General features: G+C 62.2%; 17 protein-coding genes. 9 read left to right on the top strand and 8 right to left on the bottom strand.

Annotated features, from left to right (window positions below; translation table 11 throughout):
* Positions 1-73 precede the first annotated feature (73 nt).
* Both rnr and rlmB read left to right on the top strand, forming a co-directional pair.
* Entirely contained in the window at positions 74-2527 is a 2454-nt protein-coding gene (gene rnr, locus A11A3_RS00495) for a ribonuclease R (protein WP_008927290.1), read from the top strand.
* Between the two features lie 125 nt (positions 2528-2652).
* Positions 2653-3417 (top strand): 23S rRNA (guanosine(2251)-2'-O)-methyltransferase RlmB, encoded by a 765-nt coding sequence (gene rlmB / locus A11A3_RS00490; RefSeq protein WP_008927289.1) that lies wholly within the window; start codon positions 2653-2655, stop codon positions 3415-3417.
* On the opposite strand, the gene A11A3_RS00485 is transcribed toward rlmB, so the two are convergent.
* Positions 3414-3965 (bottom strand): hypothetical protein, encoded by a 552-nt coding sequence (locus A11A3_RS00485; protein WP_008927288.1) that lies wholly within the window; start codon positions 3963-3965, stop codon positions 3414-3416. The genes rlmB and A11A3_RS00485 overlap by 4 nt on opposite strands.
* An 8-nt stretch (positions 3966-3973) precedes the next feature.
* Entirely contained in the window at positions 3974-4708 is a 735-nt protein-coding gene (locus tag A11A3_RS00480; protein WP_008927287.1) for a hypothetical protein, read from the bottom strand.
* A gap of 287 nt (positions 4709-4995) precedes the next feature.
* Between A11A3_RS00480 and rpsF the strand changes: the two genes are divergently transcribed.
* The 7 genes from rpsF (at position 4996) to radA (ending at position 10459) form a co-directional block, all read left to right on the top strand.
* Positions 4996-5337, top strand: a complete 342-nt coding sequence (gene rpsF / locus A11A3_RS00475) for a 30S ribosomal protein S6 (protein ID WP_008927286.1) — start codon at positions 4996-4998, stop codon at positions 5335-5337.
* A 2-nt stretch (positions 5338-5339) separates the two neighbouring features.
* Complete coding sequence (gene priB, locus A11A3_RS00470; protein ID WP_008927285.1) at positions 5340-5648, top strand: primosomal replication protein N; 309 nt, start codon at positions 5340-5342, stop codon at positions 5646-5648.
* 22 nt (positions 5649-5670) lie between these two features.
* Positions 5671-5901: a 30S ribosomal protein S18 gene (gene rpsR / locus A11A3_RS00465; protein WP_007148676.1), complete on the top strand. Its 231-nt coding sequence runs from the start codon at positions 5671-5673 to the stop codon at positions 5899-5901.
* A 15-nt stretch (positions 5902-5916) separates the two neighbouring features.
* Positions 5917-6369 (top strand): 50S ribosomal protein L9, encoded by a 453-nt coding sequence (gene rplI / locus A11A3_RS00460; RefSeq protein ID WP_008927284.1) that lies wholly within the window; start codon positions 5917-5919, stop codon positions 6367-6369.
* A 99-nt stretch (positions 6370-6468) separates the two neighbouring features.
* Positions 6469-7863: a replicative DNA helicase gene (dnaB, locus tag A11A3_RS00455; protein ID WP_008927283.1), complete on the top strand. Its 1395-nt coding sequence runs from the start codon at positions 6469-6471 to the stop codon at positions 7861-7863.
* A gap of 87 nt (positions 7864-7950) precedes the next feature.
* Positions 7951-9012 (top strand): alanine racemase, encoded by a 1062-nt coding sequence (alr, locus tag A11A3_RS00450; protein WP_008927282.1) that lies wholly within the window; start codon positions 7951-7953, stop codon positions 9010-9012.
* Positions 9013-9094: 82 nt separating this feature from the next.
* Positions 9095-10459, top strand: a complete 1365-nt coding sequence (radA, locus tag A11A3_RS00445; RefSeq protein WP_008927281.1) for a DNA repair protein RadA — start codon at positions 9095-9097, stop codon at positions 10457-10459.
* Positions 10460-10503: 44 nt separating this feature from the next.
* On the opposite strand, the gene A11A3_RS00440 is transcribed toward radA, so the two are convergent.
* The 6 genes from A11A3_RS00440 to A11A3_RS00415 all read right to left on the bottom strand — a co-directional run bounded on the left by A11A3_RS00440 (position 10504) and on the right by A11A3_RS00415 (position 15917).
* Positions 10504-10935 carry a hypothetical protein gene (locus A11A3_RS00440; protein ID WP_157375186.1) on the bottom strand — a complete coding sequence of 144 codons (432 nt, stop codon included), beginning with the start codon at positions 10933-10935 and terminating at the stop codon, positions 10504-10506.
* Positions 10910-11716 (bottom strand): DUF547 domain-containing protein, encoded by an 807-nt coding sequence (locus tag A11A3_RS00435; RefSeq protein ID WP_008927279.1) that lies wholly within the window; start codon positions 11714-11716, stop codon positions 10910-10912. Before A11A3_RS00435 ends, A11A3_RS00440 begins: the two co-directional genes overlap by 26 nt.
* Positions 11717-11732: 16 nt before the next feature.
* Positions 11733-13877: a dihydrolipoyl dehydrogenase family protein gene (locus A11A3_RS00430; protein ID WP_008927278.1), complete on the bottom strand. Its 2145-nt coding sequence runs from the start codon at positions 13875-13877 to the stop codon at positions 11733-11735.
* A gap of 29 nt (positions 13878-13906) precedes the next feature.
* A complete protein-coding gene (locus A11A3_RS00425) occupies positions 13907-14947 on the bottom strand; it encodes a methyltransferase domain-containing protein (protein ID WP_008927277.1) in 1041 nt (346 codons plus the stop codon).
* Positions 14948-15078: 131 nt separating this feature from the next.
* Positions 15079-15312: an anti-sigma factor family protein gene (locus tag A11A3_RS00420; protein ID WP_008927276.1), complete on the bottom strand. Its 234-nt coding sequence runs from the start codon at positions 15310-15312 to the stop codon at positions 15079-15081.
* A complete protein-coding gene (locus tag A11A3_RS00415) occupies positions 15306-15917 on the bottom strand; it encodes an RNA polymerase sigma factor (protein ID WP_008927275.1) in 612 nt (203 codons plus the stop codon). The genes A11A3_RS00420 and A11A3_RS00415 overlap by 7 nt, the downstream gene beginning before the upstream one ends.
* Positions 15918-15919 lie beyond the last annotated feature (2 nt).

The following is a 15919-nucleotide window of genomic DNA, read 5'->3' as shown; positions in this document are numbered from 1 at the left end:
CGTTCATCGCGAAAGCGCGTGCATTCTAGTATATGATGCCCGGATGTCAAACCTCTTTTCGAAAAAAAATCCCATGCCCTCCAAGAAACGCTATCGCGACCCCCATGCAGAGCGGGAAGCAGAGAAATACGAGAATCCGGTCCCCAGCCGGGAGCTGATTCTCGACGTGCTCAATGACCAGGACAAGCCCCTGGACTTCGAGCAGATCGCCGCCCTGCTGGAAGTCCAGGACGAAGACGGCCTGGTGGGTCTGGAGCGCCGCATCAAGGCCATGCTCCGTGATGCCCAGCTGGTACAGAACCGCAATGGCAAGGTCGGTGTGGTCTCCCGCATGGACCTGATTCCGGGTACGGTACAGGGCCACAAGGATGGCTTCGGCTTCCTGATCCCCGAGGACAAGACCCAGGATGACCTGTTTCTGGGGCCGCGCCAGATGGACAAGGTCATGGACGGTGACAAGGTACTGGTGAGCAATGCCGGCTTTAACCGTTTCGGCAAGCGCGAGGCCCGTATCGTCGAGATTACCGAGCGTGTTACCACCGAGGTGGTGGGGCGTTATTACCGGGAAGCCGGGGTCAGCTTCATCGAGCCGGAAAACCGCCGTATTACCAAGGAAGTGCTGGTCGAGGACAAGAACGGCCTGAAACCCAACCCCGGTGACCATGTTCGCGGCACCATTACCCAGTATCCCAGCCGCGATCACCACGTGCTGGTGCGTCTGGAAGAGATTGTCGCCACGCCGGACCAGGCCGGCATGGAAGTGGAGGTGGCCCTGCGCCGCTTCGAGATTCCCCATGTCTGGCCGGACGGTGTGGAGCAGGCGGCGGAGAAATTCGGCGACAGTGTGCCCCACAAGGCCAAGGCCCACCGGGTTGATCTGCGTGACCTGCCTCTGGTGACCATCGACGGCGAGGATGCCCGGGACTTTGATGACGCGGTCTATGTGGAGCGTCGCCCCCGGGGCGGCTGGCGCCTGATCGTCGCCATCGCGGATGTCAGCCACTATGTGCACCCCGGTTCGGCGCTGGATCAGGAAGCCGCCAAACGCGGTAATTCCGTCTACTTCCCCAACCGGGTGATTCCCATGTTGCCGGAGGCCCTGTCCAACGGGCTGTGTTCCCTGAACCCCCATGTGGACCGCCTGTGTCTCTATTGCGACATGATGATTTCCGCCAATGGCCGGCTGTCACGGTTCGTGTTCCGGGAAGGGGTGATGCGTTCGCGCCACCGCCTGACCTATACCAAGGTCGGGGCCATGATCGAACAGCCGGAGTCGGAGCTGGCCCGCGAGACCGTCGCCAGCCTGGATGACGCCAGTCTGGATGCCATCTGGGCCTTCCATGAGCTGTTTCTGGCCCTGCGTCGTCGCCGTGAAGAACGGGGAGCTATCGACTTCGACAGCGAAGAGACCCGCATCCTCTACGATGAAAACCAGAAGATCTCCGGCATGGAGCCGGTGGTGCGCAACGTGGCCCATGTGATGATCGAGGAGGCCATGCTGGCCGCCAACATCTGCTCGGCCAAGTTGCTGGAAAAGGCCGGTATCCCGGCCCTTTACCGTAACCATGAGCCGCCCAAGGAAGAGCGCCTGGCCAAGCTGCAGCAGTTTCTCGGTGGGCTGGGCCTGAGCCTGGCCTGGTCGGAAGGGGCGCCCAAACCCCAGGTGTTCCAGCAGTTGCGCGAGCAGATTCTGGACCGGCCGGACCGTAACGTGATCCAGACCATGATGTTGCGCTCCATGACCCAGGCCAAATACGAGGCCGAGAACAAGGGGCACTTTGGGCTGGCCTACAAGGCCTATACTCATTTCACCTCGCCGATCCGGCGTTATCCGGACCTGCTGGTGCACCGGGCCATCCGCTACCTGATTCGCAGTGAGGGCGAGCCCAACCACGTGGATAATCCGGGCAAGCTGCCGGCCATCCCCCGTGAGAAGATCGTGCCTTACAGCCTGGCAGACATGGTCGCCATCGGCGAGCAGTGCTCCATGACCGAGCGCCGTGCCGACGATGCCACCCGGGATGTGGTGTCCTGGCTCAAGTGCCAGTTCATGGAGTCGCGCCTGGGTGAGGTGTTCGAGGGCGTTATCAGTGGTGTGGCCAGCTTCGGCCTGTTCGTGCAGCTCAATGATTTGAACATTGACGGTCTGGTGCATGTGGCCAACCTGGACAGCGACTACTACCACTTCGACGAAGTGAACATGATGCTGGTCGGCGAAGGCTCCGGCCGTCGTTTCAGTCTGGGCGATGCGGTGACCGTGCGGGTCGCCGGTGTGCACACCGAGGAACGCAAGATCGATCTGGAGCTGGAATCCTCCACCCCGTCCCGCAAGGGGCGCCCCAGGGGCGCCAGCAAGTCGGGCAACCGGGGCCGTGGGGGTAACAAAAGTGACAGCAAGCCCGCCGCGGCCAAGAAGGGGCCATCCGAGCGTGAGAAGCTGGCCAAGGGGGAGATTCCCAAGCCCAAGACCAAGCGCAAGGGGCCGCCCCGGGGCAAGAAGGCTGCACGCCGCAGCAAAAAAAGCTAACGTCAGCGTCGTTATCGTGGGCGTCTGCCGGCAGTGACCTGACTCAGCGTCGCTGACCGGCGAGCCCACCCTTCCTATTTTCCCACCGCGTGTTTGCGCGGTGTTTCCAGTGTGCAGGCCATGCCATGAGTAAAGCCCTCAAACCCCTGATGTATTCCGGTTTTCATGCGGTGGAGGCGTTGCTGCGTCATCGTCCGGAGGCGGTGCTGGAGCTGTTTGTGCAGGATAGCCGCGCCGACCGGGATGATCCGCGCCTGGAGGCGCTGATCAGCGAGGCGCGCGGGCAGGGCATTGCCGTGCAGCGGGCCCGGCGGGAAGTGCTGGAAAAGCATGCCGGGCCCCAGCATCAGGGCATCGTGGCCCGGGCGCGGCCGCGTCGGCCCGGCGATGAAAATCAGTTGCTGGAGTGGCTGGGCCGTGAGACGGCGCCGTTCCTGCTGATTCTGGAGGGGGTGACCGACCCCCATAACCTGGGCGCCTGCCTGCGCAGTGCCGATGCTGCCGGCGTTGATGCGGTCATCGTGCCGCGTCGCCATGCCGCCGGTCTGACGCCGGTGGCCTGCCGCAGCGCCGCCGGCGCCGCGGAAAGTCTGGCCTATTACGAAGTGGGCAACCTGGGCAATTTGCTCGATCAGGTACGCCAGCGTGGTGTCTGGGTGGTCGGTACCGCCCTGGAGGATCGCAGCGAGTCCCTGTTCACGTTTTCGCCCCCGGCATCACTGGCCGTGATCATGGGCGCGGAGGGCGCCGGTCTCAAACGTCTGACCCGGGACAAGTGCGACCAGCTGCTGGAGATTCCCATGGCCGGTGAGGTTCAAAGCCTGAATGTGTCGGTGGCCACCGGCGTGGTGTTGTTTCATGTCTGCCGCGAGCGTACCCGGGCCAGTTAGCGGGCTTCGACCTGGGTGAGCTGGTGCGTCTGCACCAGGTTGTCCGACGGTGGCATGTCGGGGCGGCGCGGTTGTTCGCGTTGCAACTGCTCGGTTTCCTCCAGCAGTTCCTCGGGAATGGGGGCCCGGGCCGCGTTCTGATCCTGTAACGGCGCCATCACGCCGGGAACGGTTTCCCGCGATAGCTGCTGCCTGGGCAGGCGTGGCAGTGGGAAGCTGATGTGGGTGGTGCGGTTGTAACGTAGCTTGGCCTTGTAATGAGGCTGCTGATAGCCCTTGGCATTCTGCAGGGCGGTATCCAGATCTTCCGGGCCGGTGACATGGTGCCAGTCGTGGGGCTTGGCCGGTGCTGGCGGGGCAATGCTCTCGCCCCGGGCCAGTTTCTTTTTCAGGGCGCTGCGGTGTTGCTCCCAGGCCAGCAGATCGGTGACAAAGCGGTCCTGATTGTCATAGTCGTTAATCTGCGGGCGCGGGCCCAGCACTTGTGCCAGTTGCCGGGCCTGGTCGTCCGGACCGGTCTGAGCGGGGCTGATGACGGGCCACAGCATGGCCAGTATCAGTAATGTGCAGGGGAACAGCCGTTGCCGGTACATGCCTCTGTCTCAACTCTGCCTTTGGTGGCGACCACGTCATCGTCCAGATCAATATAGAAATACAGGTTGCCGGAGCGTTCTACCCGGATGGCTTCATCGGCATTGTTTGCCTTGAACGCGGCGATTTCCGCCTGGCGTTCCTTCACCGGCAGCAGTTGGTAGGGGTAGAGCTGGTCCTGTTGCTGGGCATCGGAGCCATCCCGGGTCTTGTCGTCCTGGAGTGACAGGCGGGTCAGTGGTAGCACCATGGGGGTGTCGCTGCCGGCATTGCCCAGCAGGGTGCGAATCCGCTCATCGGCCAGGCCTTGTTGCTGCATGGGGGGCAGGGCAAAGCTGCGCGAGGTGGTGCGGTTATACCAGGTATCGTGTTTGCTGTAGTCCATCTGGGCGATTTGATGGGCACGCTCCACGGCGGAATCCAGGGTTTCCGGGCCTTCCACCACGGTGGGGTCGTTGCTGTGATGGGGTTTGGGCTGGTAGTCCCGGGGGCAGGCCTGGCGGTGGGCCTGCTGCAGTTTCACGGTCTGCTTGTACTTCATGATATCGACCAGGAAATCGCTATATTCCGGATAACTGGCCAGTTCCGGCTTGTCGGGCACGACCACGGGGTGTCCGCAGGGTGGCACGGCATCCTGGGCCTGCAGGGCGCTGGTCATGAACAGGGCGCAAAGGCCGAGCACTCGGGCGTGGGCTTGCATAATCGTGTCCCGGTTGTTGTTGTTTTTTGCCGTGGACAATCAGCAGCTTATCGATAAAAGAGCTGATCGTAAGCGTTTGTGTCTTTTTGTATCTATCGAGCATACGACCGATAAAGCCGGAAGGCAACGATGTTCCTTGTGATTGACCGGGGAAATCGGCTAGAATCGCGCGCTTCCTGCGTCCCGCCTGCGTTTGCAGCGGGGCGAGGTCTCCTTGCCTCACCGTGTCCCTCGGGAACGGGAGGCTGAATTGGCGCTGAAAGGCGCCGCAACCGTAAGGAGCTATCATGCGTCATTACGAAGTTGTGTTCCTGGTTCACCCGGACCAGAGCGAGCAGGTGCCCGCCATGATCGAGCGTTACAGCGCGATCGTGACTGATGGCAAAGGCACCATCCACCGTCTTGAAGACTGGGGCCGCCGCCAGCTGGCTTACCCGATCAACAAGATCCACAAAGCTCACTACGTGATGCTGAACATCGAATGTGACGGCGAGACCCTGGGCGAGTTGGAAAATACCTTCCGCTTCAACGATGCCGTAATCCGTCACCTCGTGATCCGCCGCGACAACGCTGTTACCGAGCCGTCGCCGCTGGCGAAGAACGACGAGAAGGAAGGGGCTGCCAGCTAATTTTGGAAAGCAATCACTGCGAGTTGACCGGCGTGATTGCCACCCTTGAAAAGGTGGCGCTGACTCCGGCCGGCGTGCCCCGCCAGCGATTCTGGCTGGAGCATCGTTCCCGGCAACTGGAGGACGGTCATCCCCGTGAAGTTCAGGCCCGCATCGCCGTCATTCTGGCGGGGGGGCTGACCCGGCAGGCCCAGAGCCTGCGGGAAGGACAACGGGTCAAGGTGACCGGCTGTCTCAGCCGGGCCGGTTACAAGGGCGAAGCCCGTGATCGCTTGCAACTGATTGCCCAGACGCTGCAAAGCCTCAACTAAGGATTCGACAGGAGATTATCCAATGGCACGTTTTTACCGCCGTCGCAAGTTCTGCCGCTTCACCGCGGAAGGTGTTGAGTACATTGATTACAAGGATCTCGACACACTGAAAGCCTACATCACCGAGACTGGCAAGATTGTGCCCAGCCGTATCACCGGCACCAAGGCACGCTACCAGCGTCAGCTGGCGTCTGCGATCAAGCAGGCCCGCTTCCTGGCGCTGCTGCCGTACTCTGACAGCCACGACAACTAAGCCGAGGGGACCGTCATGCAAGTGATCCTGCTGGAAACGATCAAAAACCTGGGCGACCTGGGCTCCGTGGTCGATGTACGCCCCGGCTATGGCCGTAACTTCCTGATCCCGCAAGGCAAGGCTCTGCCGGCCACCAAAGCCAACCTGGCTGAAGTGGAACAGCGTCGTGCCGAGCTGGAAAAACAGGCCGCCGAGCAGCTGTCCGCTGCCCAGGAACGCGCCGAGAAGCTGAACGAAGCCTCTGTCTCCATCGCTGCCAAATCCGGCGACGAAGGCAAGCTGTTTGGCTCCGTGGGTACCCGCGATATCGCCGAGGCGATCACCGCGGCCACCGGTGTGGACGTGGAAAAGGCAGAAGTGAAGCTGCCCCACGGCGCGCTGCGTAACACCGGCGAGTACGAAATCGACCTGGTGCTGCACGCCGAGGTCACTGTGACCGTGAAACTGGTGGTGGTGCCGGCCGAGTAAGGCCTGCCATATCGGTTTGCCCCGCAAGGGGTGCGGTGACAAAATCAGGGCACTGTCGCAGACAGTGCCCTTTTTTATTTCTGCTGCCTGGCCTCTACCATGACTGATGCTGTGAAGATCGACGATCATCTGCCGGAAAACCTGCGCATCCCGCCCAATTCCACCGAGGCGGAGCAGGCCATCCTGGGCGGCCTGTTGCTTAACAACAATGCCTGGGATGACGTGGCCGAGCGCGTCGGCCCGCGGGATTTCTATCGCAAGGAGCATCGCCAGATCTTCGAGGTGATCGGCCAGCTGGTGGAAGAGGAAAAACCCTGCGACCTGGTGACGGTCTCCCAGGCGCTGACCAGCCTTGGGCAGCTGGATGCGGTGGGTGGCATGACCTACCTGTCGGAACTGGCCCGCAATACCCCCAGTGCCGCCAACATCGCCGCCTATTCGGACATCGTCCGTGAGCGCAGTATTCTGCGCCAGTTGATCAATGTGTCCCACGATGTGGCCGAGGATGCCTTCAACCCCAAGGGCAAGAAGTCCCTGGAGATCCTCGATAGTGCCGAGTCCGCCATCTTCGAGATTGCCGAACAGCAGAAGAAGGGCAGCGGGCCGCAGAACATCAAGTCGGTACTGAAAAAGACCGTCGATCGCATTGATGAACTGTACAAGAACAAGAGCGCCCTGACCGGCCTGACCACCGGCTTCGAGGAGCTGGACAAGATGACCGCCGGTCTGCAGCCGTCGGACATGATCGTGGTAGCCGGGCGCCCGTCCATGGGCAAGACCACCTTCGCCATGAACCTGTGCGAAAACGTGGCGATCAAATCCGGCAAGCCGGTACTGGTGTTCTCCATGGAAATGCCCGCCGATTCCATCGTCATGCGGATGCTGTCATCCCTGGGGCGCATCAATCAGGGGGCGATCCGCTCCGGCAAGCTGGAGCAGGACGACTGGCCGCGTATTACCTCGGCCATTCACATGCTCAGTGAACAGAAATTCTTCATCGACGACACACCAGCCCTGAGCCCGCTGGAAATGCGTGCCCGTGCCCGCCGGGTGGCACGTGAATGCGGCGGCGAACTGGGCCTGATCATGGTCGATTACCTGCAGTTGATGCAGGTGCCCGGCTCCGACAACCGGGTCAATGAAATCTCGGAAATCTCCCGCTCTCTCAAGGGCCTGGCCAAGGAACTGAACTGCCCGGTGATTGCCTTGTCGCAGCTGAACCGCTCGCTGGAACAGCGCCCCAACAAGCGTCCGGTCATGTCCGACCTGCGTGAATCCGGGGCCATCGAGCAGGATGCGGACTTGATCGTGTTTCTCTATCGCGATGAGGTCTACAACAAGGACACCAACGAGAAGAATGTGGCGGAAGTCATCATCGGCAAGCAGCGTAACGGCCCCATCGGCACCGTGCGGCTGGCGTTCCGGGGCGAGTTCACCCGCTTCGATGATCTGGCGCCGGAATACTATGCCCAGCTGTCGGCCATGGATGAATAAGGACGCTCAAATGGTCGTGTTCCCTGTGGGCAAGGTGAGCGGCCATCAGTGGTCGGATGCCGGACGCTGCTGGCGGAGCCTGCGCCCATGAGAGGCACCCGTGTGGAAATTCGTCCGGCGGCGCTGGCCCATAATGCCCGCCGGGCAGTGGCGCTGGCCGGCGATGCCCAGGTGTTTGCCATGATCAAGGCCGACGGTTACGGCCATGGCCTGCTGCTGACTGCCCGGACACTGGCCGCCGAGGTCAGCGGCTTGGGTGTGGCGGTGCTGGATGAGGCCCTGGCCCTGCGCCGACAGGGCATCGACAGCCCTATCCTGGTGGCCGAGGGGCCCTTCGATTCGGAGGAGCTGCGCGAAGCCCACCGTCAGAATCTGGAACTGGTGATTCACGCCCCCTGGCAGGTGGATCTGCTGCTGGCCGAGCCCTTGCCAGTGCGCCTGTGGCTGAAACTCAACACCGGCATGAATCGCCTGGGCATGAGCCCCAGGGCCGCCCTGGCACAGGCCTGGCGGTTGCGAGAGGCGGGGCTGGAACCGGAAGGGGTGATGACCCATTTTGCCTGTGCCGATGACCGGCAGGATACCCTGACCGCCCAGCAACTGCAGCGTGCCTGGCAGGTGGCGGACACCCTGGGGCTGCCGCTGTCTGCGGCCAACTCTGCGGCGCTGATCCGTTACCCGGAGAGCCATGCCCGCCGGGTGCGCCCCGGTATTATGCTGTATGGCTCCTCGCCCTTTGCCTGGCGTAGCGCTGCTGATCTGGATCTGCAGGTCAGCCATCGTTTCAGTGCCCGCCTGATTGCCATCAACGAGGTGGCGGCCGGTGACAGCGTGGGCTATGGCGCCACCTGGACCGCCACCGTCAAAACCCGTATTGGCGTGGTGGCGGTGGGCTACGGTGACGGCTACCCGCGTCATGCTCCCGGTGGCACCCCGGTGGCGGTGGCCGGGCAACGCACGGTACTGGCCGGGCGGGTGTCCATGGACATGCTGACCGTGGATCTCACCGGTATCGAGGCGAACGTCGGTGACGAGGTGGAATTGTGGGGGGATACCGTGTCGGTGGACGAGGTGGCCGCTGCCTGCGGTACCATCAGTTACGAGCTGTTCTGCCAGATTACCGGGCGCCCCGAGCGCATCATTGTCTAGATCATCGTCATCGCAAGTGCCATCGCTTGCAGGCAAGCTCCTACAGTAGCCCTGTAAAAACGTCGTCTGTTTCCGAGGGATCATGGCCAAGAAGAAAATCGCATTTGTCTGTACCGATTGTGGCGGGGATTTTCCCAAGTGGCAGGGCCAGTGCCCGGCCTGCGGGGCCTGGAATACCTTGCAGGAATTCGTTCACGACGGTGCCACGCCCACCAGCCGCAGTGCCAACCGGGGAGGCTTTGCCGGCCAGCTCTCCGAGGTGCAGAACCTGGACGAGATCGTGCTGGAAGAAACGCCACGCATCGGTACAGGCATGGGGGAACTGGACCGGGTGCTGGGCGGAGGCCTGGTGCCGGGCTCGGCGATCCTGATTGGCGGGCACCCGGGCGCCGGCAAGTCCACCCTGCTGTTGCAGACCCTGTGCCGGCTGGCTGGTCAGCAATCGTGCCTGTATATCACTGGCGAGGAATCCCTGGCCCAGGTGGCCCTGCGTGCCGGGCGGCTGAAACTGCCCAGGGACAAGCTGCGCCTGGCGGCGGAGACCGATGTGGAGCAGATACTGGATCTGGCCCGCAAGGAGCAACCACGCATCCTGGTGGTGGATTCCATCCAGGTCATGTATCTGACTGCCCTGCAGTCAGCGCCGGGCAGTGTCGCCCAGGTGCGAGAATGTGCCGCGGCACTGACCCGCTTTGCCAAGCAGACCGGTACCGTGCTGCTGTTGGTCGGCCACGTCACCAAGGATGGCACCCTGGCCGGTCCCAAGGTGCTGGAGCACATGATCGACTGCTCCCTGATGCTGGAAGGTTCCACCGACTCACGTTTTCGTACCCTGCGCGGCCTCAAGAACCGCTTTGGCGCGGTCAACGAACTGGGGGTCTTTGCCATGACCGGCGAAGGGCTCAAGGAAGTGAAAAACCCCTCGGCCATTTTTCTCAACCGGGCCGATGACATTGCGTCCGGTTCGCTGGTGACCGTGGTCTGGGAGGGCACCCGGCCCTTGCTGGTGGAGCTTCAGGCACTGGTGGATGCCTCCCATTTCGGCAACCCCCGCCGGGTTTGCGTGGGCTTGGAAGGTAACCGCCTGGCCATGTTGCTGGCGGTGCTGCATCGCCATGGCGGCATTCAGGTGGGCGATCAGGATGTCTTCATGAACGTGGTGGGGGGCGTCAAGGTCACCGAAACCGCCGCGGACCTGGCCCAGGTACTGGCCATTGTCTCCAGTTTCCGCGACCGGCCGCTGGGACGGGAGCTGGTGGTGTTCGGTGAGGTGGGCCTGTCCGGCGAGATTCGGCCGGTACCCCAGGGGCAGGAGCGGCTGTACGAGGCCGCCAAGCACGGTTTTCGCAAGGCCATTGTGCCCAAGGCCAACCTGCCACGGGCCCTGCCGGACAATATGGAAGTGATCGGCGTCAGCACCCTGGCCCAGGCGCTGGAATATTTATAGAGCTAAGTCGCAAACCCCAATCGTGAGTTGTTCATGATTAAGGGTTAATGATGTTTCGGGTGCAGTGTCATGCGTTCGCCGTGCCACCAGCGCCAGGCATCAATCAGGTCGAAGAACAGGCTGATGGCGTTGACCATTACCACGGTCACGGTCAGTGCCCAGACCGGGCGGCTCAGGGTGTCATCGCCCCAGACACCACCGAGGGCGCCCAGCAGCAGGATTTCCAGCGGTAACCATGCCAGCAGGTGTACCACGGACATGTCCCGGTTCATGCCCCGGTGGTAGAGCATCAGGGCAACGTTGGCGATCACCACCAGGACCAGCGCCAGGCTGATGGCCCGGCCGCTGAAAGTGTCCAGAAACAGCAGGCCGGCGGCGTTGGCCGGCATCAGTATGAGTGCCACCCAGGCCTGCAACCACAGGGGCAGGGCGCGAAAGGCGTGCCAGCTATCAACCATCCGTTGGCGTAGCATCATGGTGGGCTTCCCGGTTCAGGCTCCAGTCATAACTGAGAAAGTGCAGGTCCAGGCTGTCGCTGTCCAGTGACTGTCTGGCGGTTTCCGGTAACGCCAGCGTATCGGCATATTGCAGCAGGTAGCGCTCCACGCTGCCGCTGGCTTTTTCAAAATCGTCGTCGTACCAGTCGAAGATCTTCGATACCTCCAGCCGGTTTTCCCGGGAGTTGTAGCGGTTGCGCTGCCGGTCACTGAGAAAGCGTTTCAGGTTATCGGTGAGCTGCTGGTCCAGACGTTCGCCCTGATAGGCCTCCGGGCGCAGGGCCGGGCAGCCGACAGAGGCGCAGTTGAGCGCGAAGTGCACACGCGGGTCCATCAGGGACGGATTGGCCCGGATCAGGGTGTGCTCCACCTCGTCGAGGGTGCGCTTCTTGCCCAGCAGGGAGAAGAAGCGCTGGTCCCAGGGGCCGTTGAAAAAGCTGCCGATATCACGAATGGAATCCGGCAACGCCGGTTGCCGCAGGATCAGGGCCACGGTGAAGGCATTGTAGGCATTGATCAGGAACGCCAGCTTTTCATCATGGCTGAAGTTTTCGAACTGTGCCGGAGTCACCGCCGACAGGCTGGCCAGGTAGCGATCCAGGGCAGCCTGCTCTTGGCGCATGCCGCTGTAATCCACGGCACTGGCCACGCCGTCACGTTGCCAGTGAACGTGGCTTTCAAGCAGCCGGTTCCAGCCACTGTGATCGAAGGCAAAGGCAGGCAGTGACAGACTCAACAGTAACAGGGCAATCCAGCGCATGGTGTCTCCTTGAGTATTAACGACGCCAGTCATGGTAACGCTCAACCCAGCGTAGCAGGCCTTCCGGTTTGCGGGCTTTTTTCCATTCGCCGGCGGCAAACTTGTTGGCCTCGGCCAGGGTTGGATAGATGTGGATGGTGCCGAGGATCTTGTTCAGCCCCAGGCCATGTTTCATGGCCAGTACGTATTCGGCGATCAGCTCGCCGGCATGCTGGCCGACAATGGTGACGCCGAGAATCCGGTCGCTGCCTTTGGCGGTAAGCACCTTCACATAACCCAGGTCGGTGCTGTCGGCGATGGCCCGGTCCAGGTCATCAATGCCGTAGCGGGTGACGTCGTAATCCACGCCCTGTTGCCCGGCGTCCTGTTCGTTGAGCCCCACTCGGGCGACTTCCGGGTCGGTGAAGGTGCACCAGGGAATCACCCGGTAATCCACCTTGAAGCGCTTGAGTGAGCCGAACAGGGCATTGACCGAGGCATACCAGGCCTGGTGCGCGGCGGTGTGGGTGAACTGGTAGGGGCCGGCCACGTCCCCGCAGGCATAAATGTTCGGATAACGGCTTTGCAGCCGTTCGTTGGTCTGGATGGTGCCGTCGGGATCGGTGGGCAGGTTGAGCGCTTGCAGGCCAAGCGTGTCCGTATTGGCCTTGCGGCCCACCGCCACCAGCACCTGGTCGAAGGGCAGGGCGGTTTCCCGGCCATCGTGCTCCACGTAAAGCACCTTCTCGCCGTTCTCCCGGGCAAAGCGAACCGCCTTGTGGCCGGTGAGAACCCGGACGCCACTGTCGCCCAGGGCGCGGGCGACAATCTCGCTGGCTTCCTGATCCTCGCGAATCATCAGGCGTGGCAGCATTTCCACCTGGGTAACATCACTGCCCAGTCGGGCAAAGGTCTGGGCCAGCTCACAGCCGATGGGGCCGCCACCCAGTACCAGTAGCCTTTGGGGTTGCTCCTGCAATTGCCAGAGATTGTCGGACGTGAGGATATCCATGTCGTCGATGCCGGGGATCGGCGGCACGAACGGGCGAGCCCCGGAAGCGATGATGATGCTGCGGGCGGTGAGGGTCTCCACCCGTTCGCCGTTGCGGATTTCCACTGCCCAGGGGGAAACGAGGCGTGCTTCACCCTGACGGCAATCCACGCCCAGGCCGGTATAGCGTTCCACGGAGTCGTGGGGTTCGATCTTTTCGATGATTTTTTGCACCCGCTGCATCAGATTGCCGAACACGAACCGGCTCTGAATGCTGTCGAAACCATACTTTTCTGCCTGCCGGTCGTGATAGGCAATGCGGGCACTTTTGATCAGGGCCTTTGAGGGCACGCAGCCGGTGTTGAGGCAGTCACCCCCCATTTTGTGTTTTTCGATCAGGGTGACTTTGGCTTTTACCATGGCCGCGATGTAGGCGCTGACCAGGCCGGCGGAACCGGCGCCAATGACGATCAGGTTGCGATCAAAGTGCTTCGGTTTCTTCCAGCCCCGATAGACCTTGCGAGCCTGCAGGCGATCCAGCAGGGCGCGGGCGATCCAGGGGAACAGACCGAGCAGGACAAAGGCGCCGATCAGCCCCGGGGACAGCAGGCCGGCCAGGCCATCGAGCTGGCCGAGCTGGGTGCCGGCATTCACGTAGACGGCGGTGCCGGCCAGCATGCCCAGTTGACTGACCCAGTAAAAGGTACGGGCGGGTAGTGGTGTGAGGCCCATTACAAGGTTGATGACAAAGAAGGGCACCACCGGCACCAGCCGCAGGGTAAACAGGTAAAAGGCGCCTTCCTTTTCCACCCCGGCGTTGATTTTCTTGAGCCTTTCGCCAAAGCGTGATTGCACCGCATCCCGGAACAGAAAGCGCGAGGCCAGGAAGGCCAGGGTGGCGCCCAGGCTGGACGCAAAGGAGACCAGCAGCAGGGCCACCCAGAACCCGAACAGGGCACCGGCGGCCAGGGTCATGATGGCCGCACCCGGCAGACTCAGGGCGGTGACGATCACATAGATGGCGAAAAAGGCGCCGAGGACCACGGCAGGCTTGTCCCCGTAGAGCGCATCGAAGGCGTGTTGCTGCTCCTTCAGGTAATCCAGACTCAAGAAACGGCCAAGATCAAACAGGAAGTAACTGGCAATGAGCGCCGCGATGATGACGAGTAACAGCGCTTTCTTGATGTTCATGGGGCTTCCCTGGTTTTGGCGTGGGGCGGCTAACAGCAGCTTGCTGTGCCGCCTTGCTCATTGTCTTCAAACGGCACGTTCAGGCCGCAGCCTTCAAAAATGCCGAAGTGGCGATCGAAGCTGCCGATGTAATCGAAGTGCTCCCGAAAACGGCTTTGCGCCAGCATCAGCCAGGTGTTGCCACAGACCGGGAACACCTTGCCGGTTTCCATCATGTGGTGATCGTCCAGCACGAAGGCATCTGGGCTGTCGGCCAGGGTGCCGCGGTAGACCACGGCCTGGCCGTAGTCTTCGCAGGCTGGTTCCAGAGTGTCGATGTTGAACAGCCGGTAGGTGGCGGAATAAAAGCGGATATTGCCGAGCTTCTGTTCGATGGCCGGGTTATCGATGGTCAGCCGGCGCGATTCCACCAGACGCGGATCGGCAAAACCACAGCGTTTGGCCAGGTTGAGAAAATCATTCCAGTACAGCGCCCCGGACAGGCATTCGCCGTACAACACCGGGTCCCGGGTCAGTGCCTCGGGGACGCGGCGATCGGCATAGACATCGGAAAAATAGAATTCGCCGCCGGGTTTGAGCAGCCGTCTGACGTCGGCAATGACCTTGGCCTTGTCGGTGCTCAGGTTGATCACGCAGTTGGAGATGACAATGTCGAAATAGCCATCGGCCAGGTCCAGTTGATCCAGCTCTTCGATGTAGCCCTTGAGAAAACGCACATTGCTGTTGCGGTAACCGAACTGTTGGCGGTGGTAATCCTGGTGGCGGCGGGCCACCTCCAGCTGCTCGTCGGTCATGTCCACGCCGACCACTTCCCCCTGCTCACCGACCAGCGCGGAGAGAAGATAGACGTCGCGGCCGGAGCCACTGCCCAGGTCGAGAATGCGCATGCCCGCCAGCGCCTGGGGCGCGACCAGGCCGCAGCCGTAGTAACGGCTGACCACATCATCATGCAGCTGGCCCAGCAGGGGCTTGAGGTAATCCGGCGGCGCCTGGTCACAGCAGGCGTTGGTCTGCAGATCGTCACTGCCAGTGAGTTGCTTGCCGTAGTAGTCCTGAACGTCGTCGCGCATGGGCGCTCTCCTGACAATATCTCCTGCCAGTATGGCGTGCGGCCGGGCAGGATGAAGTGAAGACTCTGAGCCTGTTCACGATCTATGCGCAACCGCGCTAAAAATGGTTCCAGGGCAGACGTGAACAGGCCTCAGTGCGACTGCGGTGGGTCCAGCTTGTCGAGAATGGCTTGGGTGCGGGCGTCATCCAGCGCGTCTTCCTGCCGGGGCAGACTGCCCAGCAGGGCACGCAGCTGGCGCAGGTAGCGCCGGCAGTGATGGCAGATCAACAGGTGAAAGCGCAGCGCCAGGCGCTCGCGGCGGGACAGGGGCGTGCCATCTACCAGCGCATCCGCCTTGTCCACGGCGTGACGACATTTCAGCATTCGCCTGTCTCCTGAAAGTGATCCACCAGCTCGAACAGCCGGGCCCGGGCCCGGTGTAACAGCACCCGGACATTGGATGCACTGACGTCCAGCATGTTACAGATATCGTCAAATTCCATGCCCTGCAGGTCTCGCAGCTCCAGCACCAGACGCTGGTTGTCGGGCATGCGGCCCAGGGTCTTTTCCATGCAACGGCGCAGTTCTTCCCGGGTGAGCAGGGCATCCGGACCGGCCAGCTCCCATTGGCGGGGTGCCTGTTGCCAGTGGCCGTCCGCGCGAAAGCGGTGAGCCAGGGCATCCTGCTCGTCGGTGGGGTCGAACTGGATCTCTCGACCGCCGCGACGCAGCATCATGCGGGCCTGGTTGATGACGATGCGGGTCAGCCAGGTGCGCAGCTGGCTGCGACCTTCAAAGCGGGCAATGGCGCGATGAGCGGCAATCCAGGCGTCCTGCACGGCTTCTTCCGCATCGGCGGGGCTGAGCAGGGTGCGGGCGGTGGCCAGCAGCATGTTGTGGTGGGTTTTGACCAGTTCGCCGAACGCCGCCCGATCTCCCTGTCGCAGGCGCTCAACAAAGTCGGGGCTGTCCGGCGGGGCGGTGGGCAAGG

The sequence above is a fragment of the Alcanivorax hongdengensis A-11-3 genome, from assembly GCF_000300995.1.
Lineage (GTDB): Bacteria > Pseudomonadota > Gammaproteobacteria > Pseudomonadales > Alcanivoracaceae > Alcanivorax > Alcanivorax hongdengensis.
This window is presented reverse-complemented; position numbering and strand designations above follow the sequence as displayed.